Raw genomic sequence first — 18,336 nt, 5'->3', positions numbered from 1 at the left:
TTATAAAAAATAGACTTTTAATAAATTCGAATACCATTCTCTACTTGACCGTTTGTCAGAGCATTATCATAAACATCAAAACTATCAATGCTATAAGCAAAGCAACAAGCAGCTTCATATACGTTTGAAGGCAAACCTCCATCAATAACACAAGCACCATTATACAAATTCCAGTAATCGCTACCTGTTGAATTAATCACATCACAGCCATTACTCGTTCCAGATTGAATTACTCCACCAGAAACTGGACTAGTGTCGCAAACGGCCGGTGTTAATGATTCACATCTATTCGATGTAGTTTGATATCTAATAGGATCACTACTCGCAGAATATTCACACCAAGGATCTCCTTCTTCAAATTGATCTACAGGATTACATTGGAAGAGTGTGTTTGTTAGTACTGCGCCAGCTCCTTCAGTAATATTTAACAATAATGGATTTCCATTATCAACGGTTTCTAAGAAACATCTCATGTCTGGTTCGTTAAGATTATTTACACCGCCAGCACAAGCTAAATCATTGCAATAATAATTTTCTTCACAAACTGTATCTTTTTGGAAGTATTGAGGACTTGCTGGACAACCATATTCATCACAGGCACTCGCTGCACAACCAAATTGATTACAGACCCCTAATGGTGCACAATTACTCACACCACTCGAATCAATTGAATCTAAGGTTTCACTTTGAGTACTAATAACACAAGTAGAACTTGAAGTAAGAGCACATTCTGCCCCATGATAACTTGTTACCGTTTGACAATTATAATTTGTACAAACTTCTTGGCAACCAAAGGTATTTCCCAAATCATCTACTTGACATACTGCGTCACAATCCCCTGTTCCTGTACAAATTTCTCGAGTGACATAGGGGATTAATAATTAAAACACAATAAACACTATGAAAGACGAGGAGTCACATCCTGATTTGAAGATGTTTTGAATCTACTTGTGTGATTTCTCCTCGTTGCACTCGTTCGAAATGACTATGTCTGTCATTCCGACAAAGCGAAGCGCCGAGGAATCACATACTGATCTTTCGATGTTATTGGAACTACTTGTATGATTTCTCCTGGTAGCACTTGTTCGAAATGACCGCTTTTGTTACTTCGAGTGAATTTTGGAGGTATGGGATAATTTATATCGAGAAGCTTTCGTAATGCTAATATTCTCGATACAATTTTTCCTTTGCATTTCATTTAAAGGAAAAACCACTCGAACTGACAGTGGGGTTTGTTTTAATGAAATAAAATAAACATTAGGTCAGACAAGAAGTCACATCGTGCGCATGTATGGGCTATTAAAAGCAAGGATTTAGAGGTGCTGTTTTAAGCCACTTTGCTTTTGTTAAACAAGGCAATGGTTATCGCTATCTGTGCCATATAATAGGTGGGTAAAATCAAAAAATTAAAGGAATCATAGGCTACGAATTCTTTAAGTGAAATTATGGTGTCTGAAAATAAGATCAAGATGATTCCAAAGACATACGGCCATTTAACGGCCGGTATCGCTTTTATCCCCAAAGCCGCACCTAAGGAGGCACAGGAAACCAACAGATAAAATAAGACCATAAAAGCGAGGGTTTTATCGTCCAACGTTGGATACAATGCCAAATAGAAGAAAACCAAGAAGACCAATGTTAGGCCGATGGTACCCTTCCAGTATATAGCACCATTGAGCAAGGAAAAAATTAAATACCCTATATGCGCCAATAGATAGAATGAAATTCCTATGATGAAGAAGGTAGTGTCCCCCAGCATATGGGAAAGAAAGTAGTCGCCAATCATTGAGCAGACAAAGGCCAAAATAATGATCCAAACATCAATAATTTTTAGCAGCTCACCGCGGTATACAAGTAAAAGGGCTATCGAGCCCAAGGCGGCAACGCTTATTTTAAATAGGAAAATATCGGTTACCGAGGCCACTATCCCTGTGAAAATCTGAACCAAAACCAATATTGAAAACCAATATTTTGGCCAAAAATTATCCATCAGCTACCGTAGATTCACTTCGTATCAGATCCAAATCCAATTCATTGAAGTTGTTTGCTGCTTTAACGAGGAGGGTAGAACCTATAGTTTCGAACAGATGGTTCGTCTTTAATACAAATTCGGCCTGCTTTTCAATCCGATAATTCGGAATGCCTACAAGTGTAAGATTGGTCCTTGCCGATTCTTCGGCTATAATATCATAAAAAGGTTTCTGTTCCACTGCGTTATTGATGATCTTGATTTCGACATTCACACGAAGATCCTCTACAAGTCTGGCGATTTTTTCATGAATGACTTCAATATCAACATTATTGTTGTTTACAAATAAAACTCGAATATCAGGATTGTTCCATTTGGGTGAAGCAATAATGAAACGGGCAATATTGAGCATCATCTCCGCATTTTTGCTATCTGTTTCGCGCCACCATAGATCTACTGTTTTGTAGTTCCCGAATTTCGCCTTTCTGTCAAAGTCCAAATACAATAGGTTATAATCCAAATGCAACAGAGTTTCGGTCATTTTCGAATATTCCGTGGAATTCTCCAAACCTTTGGGCCAACCCATCATGATTGTATTAGGCTCAACCCCTGAAAAACCGAAGGTTGATGCGATATTGGTAATCCCAGAATAGATGTTATCAACTTTGATCTGTCGTGCAAAAATGCCAAGTTCCTTAAAATTTTCATCCCGTACAGTTTGCTCGGCCTTTCGAAGTGGAATATCATTCTTCTTATCAAGTATTAGTTTAAAGTTGGTCACAATACCGGTTCTTCCAGATACGGTTTTCCCCAGTTCCAACAGATATTTTTGGTGGTCACTTTTACCACTGAAGAGAATGATATTCGGATTCCAATTCATATTTTCGTCATCCTTTTCATCGATTTTCTTAAGTCCTTTGTTAACCACATTTTCCCAAACACTTCGCCAGACATCATTGGATTGTATTTTGACTTCTTTCCGCTGTAGTGCAAAATACAGTGCCGTAATTACAGCCAATGCAGCCATCATGGCAATCATATCCAACTTGAACATGACCACAAAACACGCAATAAAACCCAATAAACCGATCCATCGTTTGATCTTGAAGCTGGGTTGAAAATCAGGATTGGCCCAGCTTTCCAAGAAATAGGAGATATTGATGAAGCCGTAGGCGGTCAAATAAAACATGGAGACCACGCGGGCAATAACATCCAATTCCCCGATAAGAATGCCCGCTTCAGCAATGATAAAGACCATGAACAGTGCATTGACGGGTTCGTTGTTCTTGCCATTTCCTTTGCCAAATATCCTAGGGGTTACTTTATCGATTGACATGGCCTGCAAAATACGTGGTCCACCAAGGATTCCTCCTAAGGCGGAAGATAAGGTCGCACCCCAAATACCAGCAACAACGGCTGGCGCAAAAAAGGCCATTTTCATTAAAATATTATAATCAGATTTTAAAAGGTCGGGGTTTATGGCAAAAGCCATGAAAATGGCCAAAAGGATATAGACTAAAAGCCCTGTGCCAATGGCTGCCAGGGTACCTACCGGAATTGATTTTTTTGGATCTTTCAAATCCCCACTCATGGCAATACCTGCTGTAAATCCGGTTACCGCCGGGAAGAATATGGCAAAAACGACTTCTAGTGGTACCGCACCTTCGGTGGCAAAAAGGGGAACCGATTGAGGCGCAAATTCCGTAGTGCCCAAAAAAACGGAGATCAAGGATAAGGCGATGGCCGCCAAAATAAAGAATTGTGCCTTTAAGGCCACTGATGTACTTATCAGGGCCAATACAGTCAAGGCCGTAAGTGCGATGGTACCCGTTAGGCGAAAATCATTTACGGACATTCCATAGCCAAAAAACGAATTAAAACTTTCTGAAAAACCTATAAGATATAGCGCTATGGAAAATGCCGTTCCTACGTATAGTGCTATACCAATAGAACCTCCAATGGGAATGCCCATACTTCGAGATAATACGTAATAGATACCTCCAGCCCCGATTTTCTTATCTGTGGCAACCGATGAAACACTCAAACCCGTAGTAACTGCAATGATATGGGCAATGATTATAATGCCAATAGCACCCAAAAGCCCAGCATTACCAACTACCCAACCCAAACGCATATACATGATAACCCCTAAAATGGTCAGTATAGATGGGGTAAATACACCTGCAAAGGTTCCGAACTTCTTTTTTTCTGGCATTCGTTCTTGTCGTTGGCTTGGGGTATAAAAATAAAGATCAGGATGCTGTAAAGCTAGCAAACTTGAGAATAATCGAACTAATTATACCCTTTTACCGTGCCCATATCAATCGTCAGTGGTCCTAGTTGATGTGATTTTGGAAGAAATGCACCGCTTTCAACCAATTGCCAATCGTCCCAAGTCGCTTCCAATCCGCCTATAGGGATAATTTGGACCCACATCCTAAAGCTTACAGGAAAACCGTTGGGCTGTAATTTCCACAAATAGGAATCCCCAGGGGTGCTACCACCTTGGGAATAAGTGATCAAAAGTCCATTTGTACCGTCCTCCAGTTCTACCAAACTGCGTTTTACACCTTGATCAAAAACCTTAAAGGGAGCTACCAGCCAGAAGGAATCATTGTTGAAGTGTTGGATTGCCTTTTCAATGACTTTTTCACGCTGTTTGTCATCATCTATGGTTACACCTTTTATTATAACAGTACTCACCATCGGACTGGCCAAAACGAGATCTACCCTGATATCATCCCAAGAAACCTTTACCTTGCCCAAGGTTTTATCCCAGATGTAAGCGTGTTCGCCATTACGAAATGTCCATTCTAGATAACGTGTATTTTTAAAAGCCTCGACGTTAATGGAGTACAGCATCTTTTGAGCCAAGGCATCGGCTTCTGGCCCAGACTTGCCGATAGGCAAGGGTTCGTTATATAAGGCATATAGGGTAATCGAAACGACTATTAATGCTGAGGCCAAAACAAGAATTATTTTAACAAGCTTTCTAATCATTTTAATAGACAGTCTTAGGTATTATTTTTTACAAAGTTCTAGGAAATTATCTCTTCAAGAATTAAAAACCAACGGCGGTATCATCACCACGATAATCCGCCCCACCTTCCAATCTCCCATCGGGCAATACTCGTACAGCATCGACTTTACCCAAGATAGGGGTGCGATCTTCATTGATGTTGTATCCTTTGGATTTTAATGAGTTTTTTAAACTAGTGGAAAATCCTTCAGTTTCAAAAACAATATGATCTGGCAACCATTGATGATGGAATCTAGGGGCATCAACAGCTTCTTGCATGCTCATATTGAATTCATACGCATTAAGAATGGTTTGGGTCACGGCCGTAATGATTGTCGCCCCACCAGGACTACCAATTACAAGCCAAAGTTTATTGTCTTTTTCCACAATAGTAGGTGTCATTGAACTTAACATCCGTTTTTCCGGGGCAATACTATTCGCCTGCGCACCTATGAGTCCGAACATATTGGGTACTCCCGGTTTGGCACTAAAGTCATCCATTTCGTTGTTCAGGAAAAAGCCCAGTTCGTCACAATACAATTTGGAACCGTAGGCCCCGTTTAAGGTGGTGGTAACCGATACCGCATTACCTTCTTGATCAACGATGGAGTAGTGGGTTGTCTCCGAACTTTCCGATATTTGAATATTGCCCCGTTCTATATCAGATGATAACGTAGCCTGATCAAAGGTAAAATCCGCCATTCGCTCGGTCAAGTACTTCTGACTCAAAAGCACATCCAATGGAATATCAACAAAATCAGGATCTCCCAAATAGTAATTGCGATCAGCGTAGGCCCTACGGCTGGCTTCGGTAAATAATTGTATGGCTTTAGTGGAATTATGCTTAAAACTTGAAATATCGTAAGGTTCTATCATTTTAAGGATTTGGTTCATGGTAACACCCCCACTACTTGGTGGGCTCATGGAAATGATACGCAAATCCTTATATTTAAAAATAATGGGCTGTCGCCATATTGCTTCGTATTTTTCTAAGTCCTCCAGTGTGACATAACCGCCTTTTTCCTGAATAAAGGAAACAAGTTTTTTAGCAGTTTCCCCTTTATAAAATTCATCACGTCCATTCTCTGCAATACGCCTTAAAGTATTCCCCAACGCAGGATATTTTAATGTATCACCTACATTACAGCTATTGAAAAACAAAGTGTTATCACCATTTACCTCAAGTATTTGTTCTCTATAATATTCAAGGCGAAGTGCCTGCTTTTCGGTTACAATGACGCCCCGCTCGACCAATGCGATAACAGGACTTAGGATATCTTCAATCGGAAGGCTTCCAAATTTTTCGTGCACTTCGAATATCCCTGAAATGGTTCCCGGCACACCAACAGCGGTTGCCCCTTTGGTGCTTTTACCCTCTATGACATTGCCCAAAGAATCCAAATACATGTCTTTATGGGCCGATAGGGGAGCTTTTTCGCGATAATCCAAGGCCCCAACATCCCCATTGTTCTTGCGGTATACCATAAATCCGCCTCCCCCAAGATTTCCGGCGAAAGGATAGGCCACAGCTAAAGCCAGTTCAGTGCCTACCATGGCATCGAAGGCATTACCGCCCTTTTCAAGTATTTCAGCACCAATGACGGAAGCTTCTTCACGGGCGGAAACCACCATGGCATTTTTAGTGACCAAACCGGTGGGTTTAGCCGAATGCTTCTTGCATTGTACAAGGGTGGACAGTAAAACCAAAAGAATACCATATTTAAACAAATGCTTCATTTTAAATTTGTTAACTTATTGATATGTAAATTATAATGAAATATATTTATGTTTCGAGAAAACAATTAGTTCATCAAAAAATGAAGTGAATTCCTTTTCAAATTCAGTATAATGATCTTCCAAATCCAAAATGGCAAAATTCATATTCGACCTGTTTTTTGTCCTTCTGTTCATGCCGTTTAAAACCCTATCAATTCCTTCCATCTTTGAATAGTTATAAAGCCAATTATCGGTAATCATATAGGGCATCATGCGTTGCACTCCATCAGGTAGAATACTATAATTTTCCTTGAGGAGATCATAAAATCCATTGACAAAAACCTTAAGGGGGGTTTCGGAATATTTCTTCCAATTTTTAGCCAAGAAATGATCGTAATAGATGTCAACGATTACCCGACTATAATGACTGTAGTTTTTGTGTAACCGTTTGCTACTTCGTTTTGGGATACGGTGCGAGTCCGTAAAGGTATCTATTTCACGATGCAAAATGACCCCATCTTGCACGCGTTGTGGTAAATGGTCTATTTTATTTCCACGGATACTATCGGCAATGAAGTTGCCTATCGCAATTTCATCATCACCAAAAGACAAGTAAATATGGGCTAAAAAATTCATTCGACTGTAAAATAGTTCATAAGGTCGAATTTACCAATTTGGAGGTTAGGATTGGCATCAGTACTTTATATTTGCAAAAACTTTTTAACATATTATGACATTAATAAAATCAATTTCGGGAATACGGGGAACCATTGGTGGGCAACCTGGTGACAATTTAACACCTATTGATGCGGTCAAATTTGCGGCGGCATACGGCGTTTGGTTAAAAGACTATTCAAAAAAAGAAAATTTGAAAGTTGTCATTGGACGTGATGCAAGACTCTCTGGCGAGATGATCCAAAACCTAGTGGTTTCAACCTTGATAGGGTTGGGTATCGATGTTATTGATTTGGATCTTTCTACAACTCCAACGGTTGAAATTGCGGTTCCTATGGAGAAGGCGGATGGCGGTATCATTTTAACCGCAAGCCATAACCCTAAACAATGGAATGCCCTAAAGCTCCTGAACGAAAAAGGGGAGTTTCTCGATGCGGCTCAAGGGGCTAAAATCTTAGAAATTGCAGAAAAGGAACATTTTAATTTTGCCGAAGTTGATGATTTAGGTAGTATAACAAAAAATGATGCTTATATAGATATCCACATCGATGAGGTTTTGAACCTTTCGTTAGTGGATGCCGACATCATTCGTAAAGCCAAATTCAAAGTGGTGGTAGATGGGGTCAATTCTACCGGAGGCATCGCCATTCCCAAATTATTGGAAACCTTGGGCGTTGAAGTGGTTAAATTATATTGTGATCCTACAGGTCATTTTCCCCATAACCCAGAGCCTTTAAAGGAACATTTGGGCGATATCTGTAAACTTGTGGTTCAAGAAAAAGCGGATTTCGGAATCGTTGTAGACCCGGATGTTGATCGTTTGGCCTTTATTAGCAATGATGGTGAAATGTTCGGGGAGGAATACACTTTGGTAGCCTGTGCTGATTATGTGCTGGGCAAGACCAAGGGAAATACCGTTTCCAATTTATCATCCTCAAGGGCCTTAAGGGATATCACCCAAAAACACGGTGGCACGTATGAAGCAGCCGCTGTTGGTGAAGTGAATGTTGTGACCAAGATGAAAGCCAATAAAGCCATTATCGGTGGTGAAGGCAACGGGGGTATTATTTATCCAGAAAGCCATTATGGCCGTGATGCTTTGGTAGGTACCGCCTTGTTTTTGATGCTGATGGCGGAAAGGGGAGGAACCGTAAAGGAATTGCGTGATAGTTACCCCAGCTATTTTATGAGTAAAAAGAAAATTCAATTAACACCGGAATTGGATGTTGATGCCATTCTTAATGCGATGGCTATCAAATACAGTGATGAGGATATTTCAATCATTGATGGCGTAAAGGTCGATTTTGCCGAGAATTGGGTGCATCTTCGTAAATCGAATACGGAACCCATCATTCGAATTTACACCGAAGCCCAAAGTCAAAATGAGGCTGATGGTTTGGCGGATCGCATTATTGGCGAAATCAAGGGGATTGCAGGTATCTGAACGTCTAAAGGTTGAAAATAAATGACCTTCACTGTTTTAATGTATAAGTAGATTCCTAAGAATATGTTCAAAACAAGGTTTGGAGACAGGTTCATTATAAAGGGTAAGCGGCTATCAGGGGTTATCCTTTAAACGATTAGTTTTAGCACTTTGATGGGGGGGCTTGCCCCTGTGTTTCCATCGGCGATGTGTCCAAAGATAATGCTCAGGACGTTCTTTGATCTGCTGTTCGGTAAGTGCCAAAAATCTATCGGTTATTTCATTTTTTTCCGTTTTTTTTCCAGCCAAGGTGATAGGAATAAATTCAGCTTGGTAATACCCTCGTCTTACTTTGCTTACTTTAATAAAAACCACGGCTAAGTCCAGTTTTCGAGCCAAGGTTTCCGCACCATTGAATATAGGCACTTTCACTCCCATGAAATCTTTCCAGTATTGGGCCCTGTGAACCTGCGGTGATTGGTCGCTAACCATGCCGTAAATAGCACTTATATTATTTTGGTGGTTGCGCACCACGGTTTTAACCGTTTCTTTTTGTGTTATTAAAACGGTGTTCCATTTGGCTCGAATTCTTTTGACCAAATTATCAAAATATGGGTTGCTTATTTTTTGGTATACGGCATAACCTTTGGAGTTTACATAATTATTAATGCTTACATTCCATTCCCAATTGGCATAGTGCGAACAGACCAGCAAGATACTTTTCTCTTTCTCGATCTCTAAAAGCACATCGATATTCACAACATCATATTTCTTTTTGACCGCTTCTTTTGACAACCCCATGGTCTTGACCATTTCTAAGAACATATCGCACATATGATGATAAAACTTCTTTTCTATTGCATCGAGTTCTATTTTTGATTTGTTGGGAAAAACCAACTCCAAGTTGCCCCGAACCACCTTTTTACGATATCCGATAATGCGATATACCAAAAAATAAATAAGATCTGAAAATCCATAAAAGAGACGATGGGGCAGGATAGAAATTATCCATAACAAAGGGTAGATGAAAATAAAGGCAAGTAACTGCATGAATTACGTAGTAAACGGCAAATATAGCTATATTTGGCACGAAATATAATGCTTCAGCACATGTATAATCTCCACATCGCAACTATTGCCATTATTGCAGCCAATGTAATCGCTTCCTTAAAAGGGTTTAATGATATGCCATTTTTTGAACGCTATAAATTTAGTATAGGAGCAATCAAAGGTGGGCAAAAAGATAGGATGCTGACCTCTGGTTTTTTGCATGTAGATATGTCCCATCTCCTAATGAACATGCTTACGCTCTACTTTTTTGCCGATGTGGTAATCACTTGGTTTGGTCCGATAAAATTTGTGGGTATATATTTCATCAGTCTTGTGGCGGGCAGTTTACTAGCCCTTTTCTTTCATAAAAACGAACCTTTTTACAGTGCTGTGGGCGCCAGTGGCGCAGTCACGGGGATATTGTATGCGGCCATTTTGCTCCATCCCGATATGCGTTTAGGCATCATGTTCATCCCAATCCCCTTGCCAGCCTATGTATTGGGCATTGCTTATCTTTTGTATTCTATATACGGCATGAAAAAACGATTGGGTAACATTGGTCATACAGCCCATTTCGGTGGGGCCATTGGGGGATATGTCACTACGCTGGTTTTCAAGCCCGACCTTTTGGTTACCGACACTATGATGGTCATTTTATTGGCCGTTCCCATTGTTATCCTTTTTATAATGGAGAAATTGGGTAAAATTTAGCGTCTCTCACAATAAAATACGCCCAAACTAATCCCTAGATACCTTTCGATTACTGTTTATTGTTGACCTTTCATCGAAAAAATAGGGGTTGAAATATAAGCTTTGACTAATTTTGACGTTTAATTAGAGCCCAAATCTAATAAACCATATTACAATAATGAAAAAAGTATACCTACTACTTTGGTCAATTATCTTATTTACAGCTTCTTGTAACGATGAAACCACAGTTTTCAGTGACCCCCAGGATGAACTATCCTTAGAAAAAAATCAACAAATTCTTGAAAATAGTATAGATCTCGATAATGCCGGGGTTTTGGATATTGCCGATGAGGATATCATTACCGGCAAATCTTCCAGGACTGGTAAAGAGCAATTGGCAGGGGATTACCCACTTACTTTGGTAGCCCAAATCGATCCACCTACTTTCAGTGGTGGAGAGAATTTGACCGCTACACACGTACATTTAGACGGTAACTATGCCTATGTATCCTACAACACCGTAGAGGATGGTTATGTAGGCGCTATCGATGTTATTAATATCAGTGATCCACTTAACCCAAAGGTAAGTTCAAGATTATATTATTCAAATGCAGATGTAAATGCAATAGAATATAGTGATGGCTATGTTTATGCTGTTGGTGGCGTTGATTCTGAAAAATCAATTAGAGCCACATCAAATTCCTTTGTGGCCAAAATACCTGTGTCCGATGGTCGAATGAATGTTGATGCCGGAATTATTTACGGTTTTCAAGAGGGTTTCAATAGTACCGATATTGAGGTGACCTCAACTAGTGTGGTAGTTTCTAGTGGTAAGGACGGGTCAATAACCGTTTATGACAAAAGGGATCTATCCATTGTGAAAGATGCACCGTTCCAAGACTTACGTTCGGTATCCTTGAACAATAATCAATTTGCAGTGCTCGATGCCAGTAAGGGTGTAAGTATTTTGGATAATGATTTGAACATCACCAAAGAGATTGCGATTAATACCGATTTTGGGGCAGGGACCAAAAGAACCCTAGCTTTTAACAATGATAGGGTGATTGTTTCCGAAGGCGCCAAGGGCGCAGGAATCTATAGCGTATTAAGTGGTTCATTGATCGAGTATTTACCAATCCTTACGGATGGAACTTCTGAATGGAGTGAAACAAACGCCGTTGCCACCAATGCTGAAGTTATTTTAATGGCTAATGGGGGATCCGGTCTATGCCTTTCGGAAGATAAGGATGGTGATATGGGCATTGTAGGTATTATTGAATTAGAAGGATCAATTAATTACGTAGAGTCCAAAGGTGATTATATATTTGCGGCCTCAGGAAAACAAGGGCTGCAGGTCATTAAATTGAACAGACCCGACGCATCCCTTGAAAATCGCTGTTCCAGTTTGCCTAAATATTCCGGTAGTGCCAACCTGAATGTAAATCAAGGGGAGACAATGGAGTATAGTGGAGCTAAGCGATTCAATAGTATTTCGGTCAATGGCAACTTATTGCTTTGTGGTTCATGGACGGTGAATAACGACAGCAACATCAATAGTGATGGATTGTTTGAAATGAACGGTAAACTCACGATTGGAAGGAATAATAAACGAAAAAACATTATTGTAAATACAGGAGCTACTTTTAGGGTGGAAGGAGAATTGACCATTTATGGTGATTTGATTCTCAATGATGGTGCAACCATCGAATTTATCGGTGATGACTCCGTGGTTACTATTTTTGGGGCTGTCCAGAGGAATGGTTCAGTATCGGTATTAGGCAACTTTGAGGATGCCAAGAACAAGTTTTAAGAACTAGTATTATAATGAACAAAGCCCTGATGTAGTAACGTCAGGGCTTTGTTTTTAAATAGTGATTTTTGGTTTAATTGAGCAATTCAGAAACCCTGGCCTCTAAAGCAGGACCCCTTAAATTCTTGGCTATGATAACACCGTTTTCATCTAAAAGAAAAGTGGCAGGAATGGCATCTACATTATACAGTTTGGCAATGGCATCGTTAAAATAGGCAACGTTCGAAACATGGTGCCAATCCAACCCGTCTTCTTCGATGGCTTTTTTCCAGGCTTCAGCAGTTTTATCTAAAGAAACGCCGATAATACTCAACCCTTTCCCGCGGTATTTGTTATACACTTTTACCACATTGGGGTTTTCGGCACGACAGGGTCTACACCATGCAGCCCAAAAATCGATAAGGGTTGCCTTACCCTTAATGTCATTCAATGCCAAAAGTTCCCCTGATGGCGTGGGGGCAGAGAAATTAGGTGCTACTGACCCTACATTGGTGTCTTTGGAATTTGCCTCTCGTTTTTTCAACTCGTCCAACGTTTTTAATACCTTTTTGGCCGATTCGGTTTCTTTGATTTCAGGCGATAGGCCATCATATAACCCTTGAAGTTCTTGAGCGTCCGATGATCTGTTATTGATGGCCCGCTCGATTAACAGGGCCGAAATGAGGGCATTGGGATTTGATTTAATATAATCCATCTCAAAAACTTCATACTCATCGCGCAACTCATTCAATTCTTCTTGCAAAGAATTGATCAACACCGTGTCCCGAGCGTTGTTAGCCGCTCTAATATCCTGCTGGATATTCATGGCCTGTTGCGATACTTTCCTAGATTTCTTTTGAAAATCAAGTAGAAACTCATTTTGTGGGGTCCCGGTTGACTGGGCAAACCCAAGACTGTCTTTGTGGGCAGAGAATTCTATAACACCATTTTCCAATACCGCCGCGGCATATCCGCCCAGCTGATCCACGAAAATATAATGCATTTCGGGCTGATCTTGAGTGCCTGAAAAGACGAAGGTTCCTTTGGTTACCGTAACGGTATCAATATCGACTAGGCGATTATTATCATCGCTCTTTTTCAGATAAACTTCAGTGCCATCGGCAACCTCACCGGTAATTGTCCCATTAATCGTATAACCTGCCGGATTTGAATTACAGGAGGCTAATATTCCTAAGGCGATTAAGGATAAAAAACTATTTCTCATTTATAAATGTATATATATTATTGATGTGCAAATGTAGTTATAAGTCCGCATAAATAAAAAGCCCCCAACAACTGTTAAGGGCTTTGTTTTTTCTTTATTAGCCGGGTTCTAGAATTGATATCGTATACCTAAGGCAATATCAAAATCAAAATTATCCGAGAAACCATCATATCCGACCAATCCGATTTCGGGTCTAAAGTCCAAGGATATAAGAAGCGGTATGTCAAAGTTGTACTCAATTCCTATGTCGCCGGCCCCAAAGATAAATAAGCCGTCATCGTCCGAGCTACTATTCGGGATATTGTCAAAGCTGACATTACCTAAACCGCCGCCAACGCCATAATACCAATTAAAATTGCCATCCAATTGATGTACCCATTGGTACACTCCAGTTAATTTAAAAGCGTTAAAATAGCGATGATCCCTCCACCCTAAATCAACCTCCAAACGATTGTATTGTGAAATTGATTTTTGATAAGAGATTTCCGCACCAAAACCATCACTATCCCCAAGACGTAGGCCTAAGGCATGATCTGCAATTTCCTGACCGAAAACGGTCGAAAATGAAGTGAAACAAGCAATTAAGGTAAGTGTTTTTAAAATTTTCATAAGTTTTAATTTTAGAGGTGTAAAAATAATGAATATTAACTTGGCTGTAAATAATATCTTAATTTAGCAGCCAAAATTATACCAGATTGATCAAGAATAGCATAGAATTATTAAAACAAAGGCTAACTGGAGACCTGCTGAACGATAATTTAAGCACCACTTTGTATGCTACTGACGCTTCAGTGTATCGTAAAATACCCTTGGCTGTTGCATTTCCCAAGAATACCCATGATATTAAAGAATTAATTGCTTTTGCATCTGAAAACAACATAGGCCTTATTCCCAGGGCTGCTGGCACTTCCTTGGCCGGGCAGTGTGTCGGAGATGGCATTGTTGTTGATGTTTCAAAGCATTTTACCCAAATAATAAGTGTTGATGTCCAAAAAAAACAGGTTACTGTGCAGCCAGGAGTCGTTCGGGACGAACTCAATCAATACCTAAAACCGCACGGATTGTTCTTTGGGCCGAATACTTCTACATCGAACCGCTGTATGATAGGGGGAATGGTAGGTAACAATTCCTCCGGAACGACCTCCATTCAATATGGGGTGACGAGGGATAAGGTTGTCTCGATGAAAACCATTATGTGCGATGGTTCCGAAGTTGAATTCAAATCGCTTTCAAAGGCAGAATTCCACGAAAAAACGAACTTGGAAACACTTGAAGGAAGAGTTTATAATAATATATATAAAGAACTATCAAACAAAGATATACAAAAAGAAATATTAAATGAATTCCCTAAATCTGAAATCCATAGAAGAAACACAGGGTATGCGATTGATGAATTATTGAAAAGCAATGTCTTTGGCGGACAGGAAGAAAATTTCAATGCCTGTGAATTATTAAGCGGTAGTGAGGGCACTTTGGCTTTTACCACGGAAATCACTTTGCAATTGGACGAAATTCCTCCCGAATTCTCGGCAATGGTGGTCACACATTATAAGTCCTTGGAAGATTGTTTGAGTGATGTGGTGCCTGTTATGGCCCATGGTCTTCACCTTTGTGAAATGATGGATAAGGTTATCTTGGATTGTACAAAGAACAATAAAACCCAGCTCGAGAACCGGTTTTTTGTCGAAGGTGATCCTGCAGCCTTATTGATGTTAGAGGTTAAGGCCAGTAGTAAGGATGCCCTTGAAATTGAGCTGAAAAAGCTTATTGTGACTATTAATAAGTCAGGACTAAGTTATGCCAGCCCTATTTTATATGGTGATGGGATTGATAAAGCGATTGAGCTCCGGAAAGCGGGTTTAGGTCTTTTGGGTAACATTGTTGGCGATATGAAGGCGGTGGCCTGTATTGAAGACACCGCAGTGGCTTTGGAGGATTTGAAGGACTTCATTGGCGAATTTACCGCCATAATGAACGGATATAAACAAGAGGCTGTGTATTATGCCCATGCCGGCGCAGGTGAATTGCATTTACGGCCTATCTTGAATCTGAAAAAATCAAAGGATGTAGCCTTGTTCCGGGCCATCACTACAGACGTGGCACATTTGACCAAAAAATATAAAGGATCCTTTAGTGGGGAACATGGGGATGGAATTGTTCGGGCGGAGTTTATTCCATTTATGATTGGGGAAAACAATTATGCGCTATTAAGGCGTATCAAGGGGTACTTTGACCCCAAGGGAATCTTTAATCCAGGTAAGATTGTCGATGCCTACCCTATGGATGAATCACTCCGTTACGAAGTGGACAGGGTTGAGCCAGAGATTTCAACCTTAATGGATTTCTCCGACAGTGAAGGCATTCTAAAAGCCGCGGAGAAGTGCAATGGCAGCGGTGATTGCCGTAAGACGCACCATGCACATGGAGGAATGTGCCCTAGTTATCATGCCACGAAAAATGAAAAGGATACGACCAGGGGTAGGGCGAATGCGCTGCGTGAATTTTTAACCACCGGAAAAGGATCCAATAAATTCAATCAAAAGGAATTGAAAGAGGTTTTTGACCTTTGTCTAAGTTGCAAGGCCTGTGCCAGTGAATGTCCCAGTAATGTCGATGTCGCTGCCCTTAAAGCGGAGTTTTTATACCAATATCAAGAGCAAAATGGGTATTCGCTACGGAGTAAACTCTTTGCACAGAACACCAAGTTGAATAGGATTGGCAGTAAGGTTGCCGGGCTTACGAATGCAGTTTACGGTTCTAAATTTTTAAGCGGACTCTTGAAAAAATCAGTAGGTGTGGCCAAGGAACGCACCATGCCAAAAGTTTCAAGTATAAATTTTGATAAATATCTTCAAAGTATTATAAATCAAGATTTAAAGCCAAAAACAAAAGTTGTTTTATTCATTGACGAATTTACGCGTTATATGGACAATGGTTTGGGAACTGATGCCATTGGTCTTCTATCAAGATTGGGGTATGACGTACAGCTGTTCTATGCAGAAAGTGGGCGCACCTACTTGTCGAAAGGTTTTTTAAAAGAAGCTCAGCAACTGGCCCTTGATAATGTGAAGGCGTTGAAGGTTTTTGCGGAACAAAATATTCCCGTACTCGGGTTGGAACCTTCGGCTATTTTGTCTTTTAGGGACGAATACAAAAGATTGGTGCCTAATAACCCTGAAGTAGCGGCCATAGCGAAAAATTCTTTTTTAATCGAGGAATTTTTGGCCAATGAGGTCGAAAAGGGGTCGCTTAAAGCGGATAAGTTTACCAAGGAACCCAAAACCATTAAGATTCACAACCATTGCCATCAAAAAGCCTTGTCTAACCAGAAGGTAACTTTTGATATTCTCAACTTACCCGAAAATTATTCGGTATCGATCATAAGCTCCGGATGTTGCGGTATGGCTGGCTCATTCGGATATGAGAAAGAACATTACGACGTGAGCATGCAAATTGGCGAATTGAAATTATTTCCTGCCATACGCAAGAGTGATGACAATACCATTATCGCCGCCAATGGTACAAGTTGCAGGCATCAGATTCATGATGGAACGGGCAGGAAGGCCCAACATCCTATATCAATATTAAAAAACGCATTGGTAAATTGATTTTTGAATCCATTAATTAACTTTTACCTTTGATTCAAATAATTTAACACACAAAGCATGGCAGGGAATACTTTCGGAAACCTTTTTAAATTGACCACTTTCGGGGAATCGCATGGCGCGGCGATAGGTGGGGTTTTGGATGGATGTCCGCCTGGAATCGTCTTGGACCTCGAGGCGATTCAAAAAGAACTTAATCGGCGTAAACCCGGACAATCAGCGATTGTCACCCAACGGAAAGAGCCCGATACCGTAGAGTTTTTTTCGGGCATATTCGAAGGAATGACGACAGGTACACCCATTGGTTTTGCTATTTATAACACAAATCAAAAATCGGGGGATTATTCCCATATCAAAGATTCCTACAGGCCTTCCCATGCCGATTATGTATATGACAAAAAATATGGTTTTAGGGATTACCGTGGAGGAGGACGTAGTTCGGCCCGTGAAACGGCGAGTAGGGTAGTGGCCGGGGCCATTGCCAAACAATTCCTGTCAACGATACAAATCAATGCCTTTGTTTCCCAAGTTGGAAATTTAAAGTTGGATAAGGATTATCAGAATTTGGACTTTTCGTTGATCGAATCGAACCCTGTTCGTTGTCCAGATCCGGAAATGGCCGCAAAAATGGAAGATTATATAAAGGATATCCGTAAAGAAGGCGATACTATTGGAGGGGTGATTACCTGTGTGATCCAAAACGTACCCATAGGTTTGGGAGAACCGGTTTTTGACAAACTGCATGCCGAGTTGGGCAAGGCCATGCTATCTATAAATGCGGTAAAAGGGTTTGAATTCGGTAGTGGTTTTGAAGGTGTTAAAATGAAAGGGAGCGAACACAACGACCAGTACAATGAGGATGGCAGTACAAAAACCAATCATAGCGGCGGTATCCAAGGCGGTATCAGTAATGGGATGGATATCTATTTCAATGTGGCTTTTAAACCGGTAGCCACTGTTATACAACCCTATGACACCATCGATAAAAAGGGGAATAAGGTAACAACGAAAGGTAAAGGACGACATGATCCTTGTGTGGTTCCTAGGGCCGTTCCTATTGTGGAAGCCATGGCTGCGTTGGTACTCGCAGAGTATACTTTGCTTGCGCGGACCATTAAATTATAGAAGCTTCCTCGACTATTCCCGACAAAATGGTATATTACCATTCCAATCAA

The 18,336-nt window shown here is 40.5% G+C and carries 14 protein-coding genes; 5 read left to right on the top strand and 9 right to left on the bottom strand.

Going from position 1 to position 18,336, the window contains the following annotated elements; translation table 11 throughout:
* Positions 1-17: 17 nt before the first annotated feature.
* From HPE63_RS02955 to HPE63_RS02930, 6 genes are all read right to left on the bottom strand, one after another.
* Positions 18-806 carry a hypothetical protein gene (locus HPE63_RS02955; RefSeq protein ID WP_188312731.1) on the bottom strand — a complete coding sequence of 263 codons (789 nt, stop codon included), beginning with the start codon at positions 804-806 and terminating at the stop codon, positions 18-20.
* 521 nt (positions 807-1,327) lie between these two features.
* Entirely contained in the window at positions 1,328-1,990 is a 663-nt protein-coding gene (locus tag HPE63_RS02950; RefSeq protein ID WP_188312730.1) for a lysoplasmalogenase family protein, read from the bottom strand.
* A complete protein-coding gene (locus HPE63_RS02945) occupies positions 1,983-4,184 on the bottom strand; it encodes an amino acid permease (RefSeq protein WP_188312729.1) in 2,202 nt (733 codons plus the stop codon). Before HPE63_RS02945 ends, HPE63_RS02950 begins: the two co-directional genes overlap by 8 nt.
* A 77-nt stretch (positions 4,185-4,261) precedes the next feature.
* Positions 4,262-4,969 carry a hypothetical protein gene (locus HPE63_RS02940; protein ID WP_188312728.1) on the bottom strand — a complete coding sequence of 236 codons (708 nt, stop codon included), beginning with the start codon at positions 4,967-4,969 and terminating at the stop codon, positions 4,262-4,264.
* 61 nt (positions 4,970-5,030) lie between these two features.
* The gene (ggt, locus tag HPE63_RS02935) at positions 5,031-6,725 is read right to left on the bottom strand and encodes a gamma-glutamyltransferase (protein WP_188312727.1); all 1,695 of its coding nucleotides are present in this window, start codon (positions 6,723-6,725) and stop codon (positions 5,031-5,033) included.
* 30 nt (positions 6,726-6,755) lie between these two features.
* Positions 6,756-7,340 carry an acyl carrier protein phosphodiesterase gene (locus HPE63_RS02930; RefSeq protein ID WP_188312726.1) on the bottom strand — a complete coding sequence of 195 codons (585 nt, stop codon included), beginning with the start codon at positions 7,338-7,340 and terminating at the stop codon, positions 6,756-6,758.
* 94 nt (positions 7,341-7,434) lie between these two features.
* On the opposite strand from HPE63_RS02930, the gene glmM reads away from it, so the two are divergent.
* Positions 7,435-8,823 carry a phosphoglucosamine mutase gene (gene glmM / locus HPE63_RS02925; RefSeq protein ID WP_188312725.1) on the top strand — a complete coding sequence of 463 codons (1,389 nt, stop codon included), beginning with the start codon at positions 7,435-7,437 and terminating at the stop codon, positions 8,821-8,823.
* A gap of 114 nt (positions 8,824-8,937) precedes the next feature.
* On the opposite strand, the gene HPE63_RS02920 is transcribed toward glmM, so the two are convergent.
* On the bottom strand, positions 8,938-9,852 hold the full coding sequence (locus tag HPE63_RS02920; protein WP_188312724.1) for a lysophospholipid acyltransferase family protein: 915 nt from the start codon (positions 9,850-9,852) through the stop codon (positions 8,938-8,940).
* A gap of 60 nt (positions 9,853-9,912) precedes the next feature.
* Here HPE63_RS02920 and HPE63_RS02915 point away from each other — a divergent pair, with 60 nt between their 5' ends.
* Together HPE63_RS02915 and HPE63_RS02910 are read left to right on the top strand one after the other, a co-directional pair.
* Entirely contained in the window at positions 9,913-10,563 is a 651-nt protein-coding gene (locus tag HPE63_RS02915; RefSeq protein ID WP_188312723.1) for a rhomboid family intramembrane serine protease, read from the top strand.
* A gap of 157 nt (positions 10,564-10,720) precedes the next feature.
* On the top strand, positions 10,721-12,352 hold the full coding sequence (locus HPE63_RS02910) for an LVIVD repeat-containing protein (RefSeq protein ID WP_188312722.1): 1,632 nt from the start codon (positions 10,721-10,723) through the stop codon (positions 12,350-12,352).
* Between the two features lie 73 nt (positions 12,353-12,425).
* Here HPE63_RS02910 and HPE63_RS02905 read toward each other — a convergent pair whose 3' ends face one another.
* Together HPE63_RS02905 and HPE63_RS02900 are read right to left on the bottom strand one after the other, a co-directional pair.
* Positions 12,426-13,556 carry a TlpA disulfide reductase family protein gene (locus tag HPE63_RS02905; RefSeq protein WP_188312721.1) on the bottom strand — a complete coding sequence of 377 codons (1,131 nt, stop codon included), beginning with the start codon at positions 13,554-13,556 and terminating at the stop codon, positions 12,426-12,428.
* Between the two features lie 108 nt (positions 13,557-13,664).
* A complete protein-coding gene (locus HPE63_RS02900) occupies positions 13,665-14,165 on the bottom strand; it encodes a hypothetical protein (protein ID WP_188312720.1) in 501 nt (166 codons plus the stop codon).
* An 86-nt stretch (positions 14,166-14,251) separates the two neighbouring features.
* On the opposite strand from HPE63_RS02900, the gene HPE63_RS02895 reads away from it, so the two are divergent.
* Both HPE63_RS02895 and aroC read left to right on the top strand, forming a co-directional pair.
* Positions 14,252-17,164 carry an FAD-binding and (Fe-S)-binding domain-containing protein gene (locus tag HPE63_RS02895; protein WP_188312719.1) on the top strand — a complete coding sequence of 971 codons (2,913 nt, stop codon included), beginning with the start codon at positions 14,252-14,254 and terminating at the stop codon, positions 17,162-17,164.
* A 57-nt stretch (positions 17,165-17,221) separates the two neighbouring features.
* A complete protein-coding gene (aroC, locus tag HPE63_RS02890) occupies positions 17,222-18,286 on the top strand; it encodes a chorismate synthase (protein ID WP_188312718.1) in 1,065 nt (354 codons plus the stop codon).
* Positions 18,287-18,336 lie beyond the last annotated feature (50 nt).

This window comes from Maribacter arenosus, from assembly GCF_014610845.1.
In the GTDB taxonomy this organism is placed as follows: Bacteria; Bacteroidota; Bacteroidia; order Flavobacteriales; family Flavobacteriaceae; genus Maribacter_A; species Maribacter_A arenosus.
This window is presented reverse-complemented; position numbering and strand designations above follow the sequence as displayed.

Coding starts and splice junctions, on each gene's coding strand:
- HPE63_RS02950 (WP_188312730.1), bottom strand. CDS start 1,990: ATGGATAATTTTTGGCCAAAATATTGGTTTTCAATATTGGTTTTGGTT.
- HPE63_RS02945 (WP_188312729.1), bottom strand. CDS start 4,184: ATGCCAGAAAAAAAGAAGTTCGGAACCTTTGCAGGTGTATTTACCCCA.
- HPE63_RS02940 (WP_188312728.1), bottom strand. CDS start 4,969: ATGATTAGAAAGCTTGTTAAAATAATTCTTGTTTTGGCCTCAGCATTA.
- ggt (WP_188312727.1), bottom strand. CDS start 6,725: ATGAAGCATTTGTTTAAATATGGTATTCTTTTGGTTTTACTGTCCACC.
- HPE63_RS02930 (WP_188312726.1), bottom strand. CDS start 7,340: ATGAATTTTTTAGCCCATATTTACTTGTCTTTTGGTGATGATGAAATT.
- glmM (WP_188312725.1), top strand. CDS start 7,435: ATGACATTAATAAAATCAATTTCGGGAATACGGGGAACCATTGGTGGG.
- HPE63_RS02920 (WP_188312724.1), bottom strand. CDS start 9,852: ATGCAGTTACTTGCCTTTATTTTCATCTACCCTTTGTTATGGATAATT.
- HPE63_RS02915 (WP_188312723.1), top strand. CDS start 9,913: ATGTATAATCTCCACATCGCAACTATTGCCATTATTGCAGCCAATGTA.
- HPE63_RS02910 (WP_188312722.1), top strand. CDS start 10,721: ATGAAAAAAGTATACCTACTACTTTGGTCAATTATCTTATTTACAGCT.
- HPE63_RS02905 (WP_188312721.1), bottom strand. CDS start 13,556: ATGAGAAATAGTTTTTTATCCTTAATCGCCTTAGGAATATTAGCCTCC.
- HPE63_RS02900 (WP_188312720.1), bottom strand. CDS start 14,165: ATGAAAATTTTAAAAACACTTACCTTAATTGCTTGTTTCACTTCATTT.
- aroC (WP_188312718.1), top strand. CDS start 17,222: ATGGCAGGGAATACTTTCGGAAACCTTTTTAAATTGACCACTTTCGGG.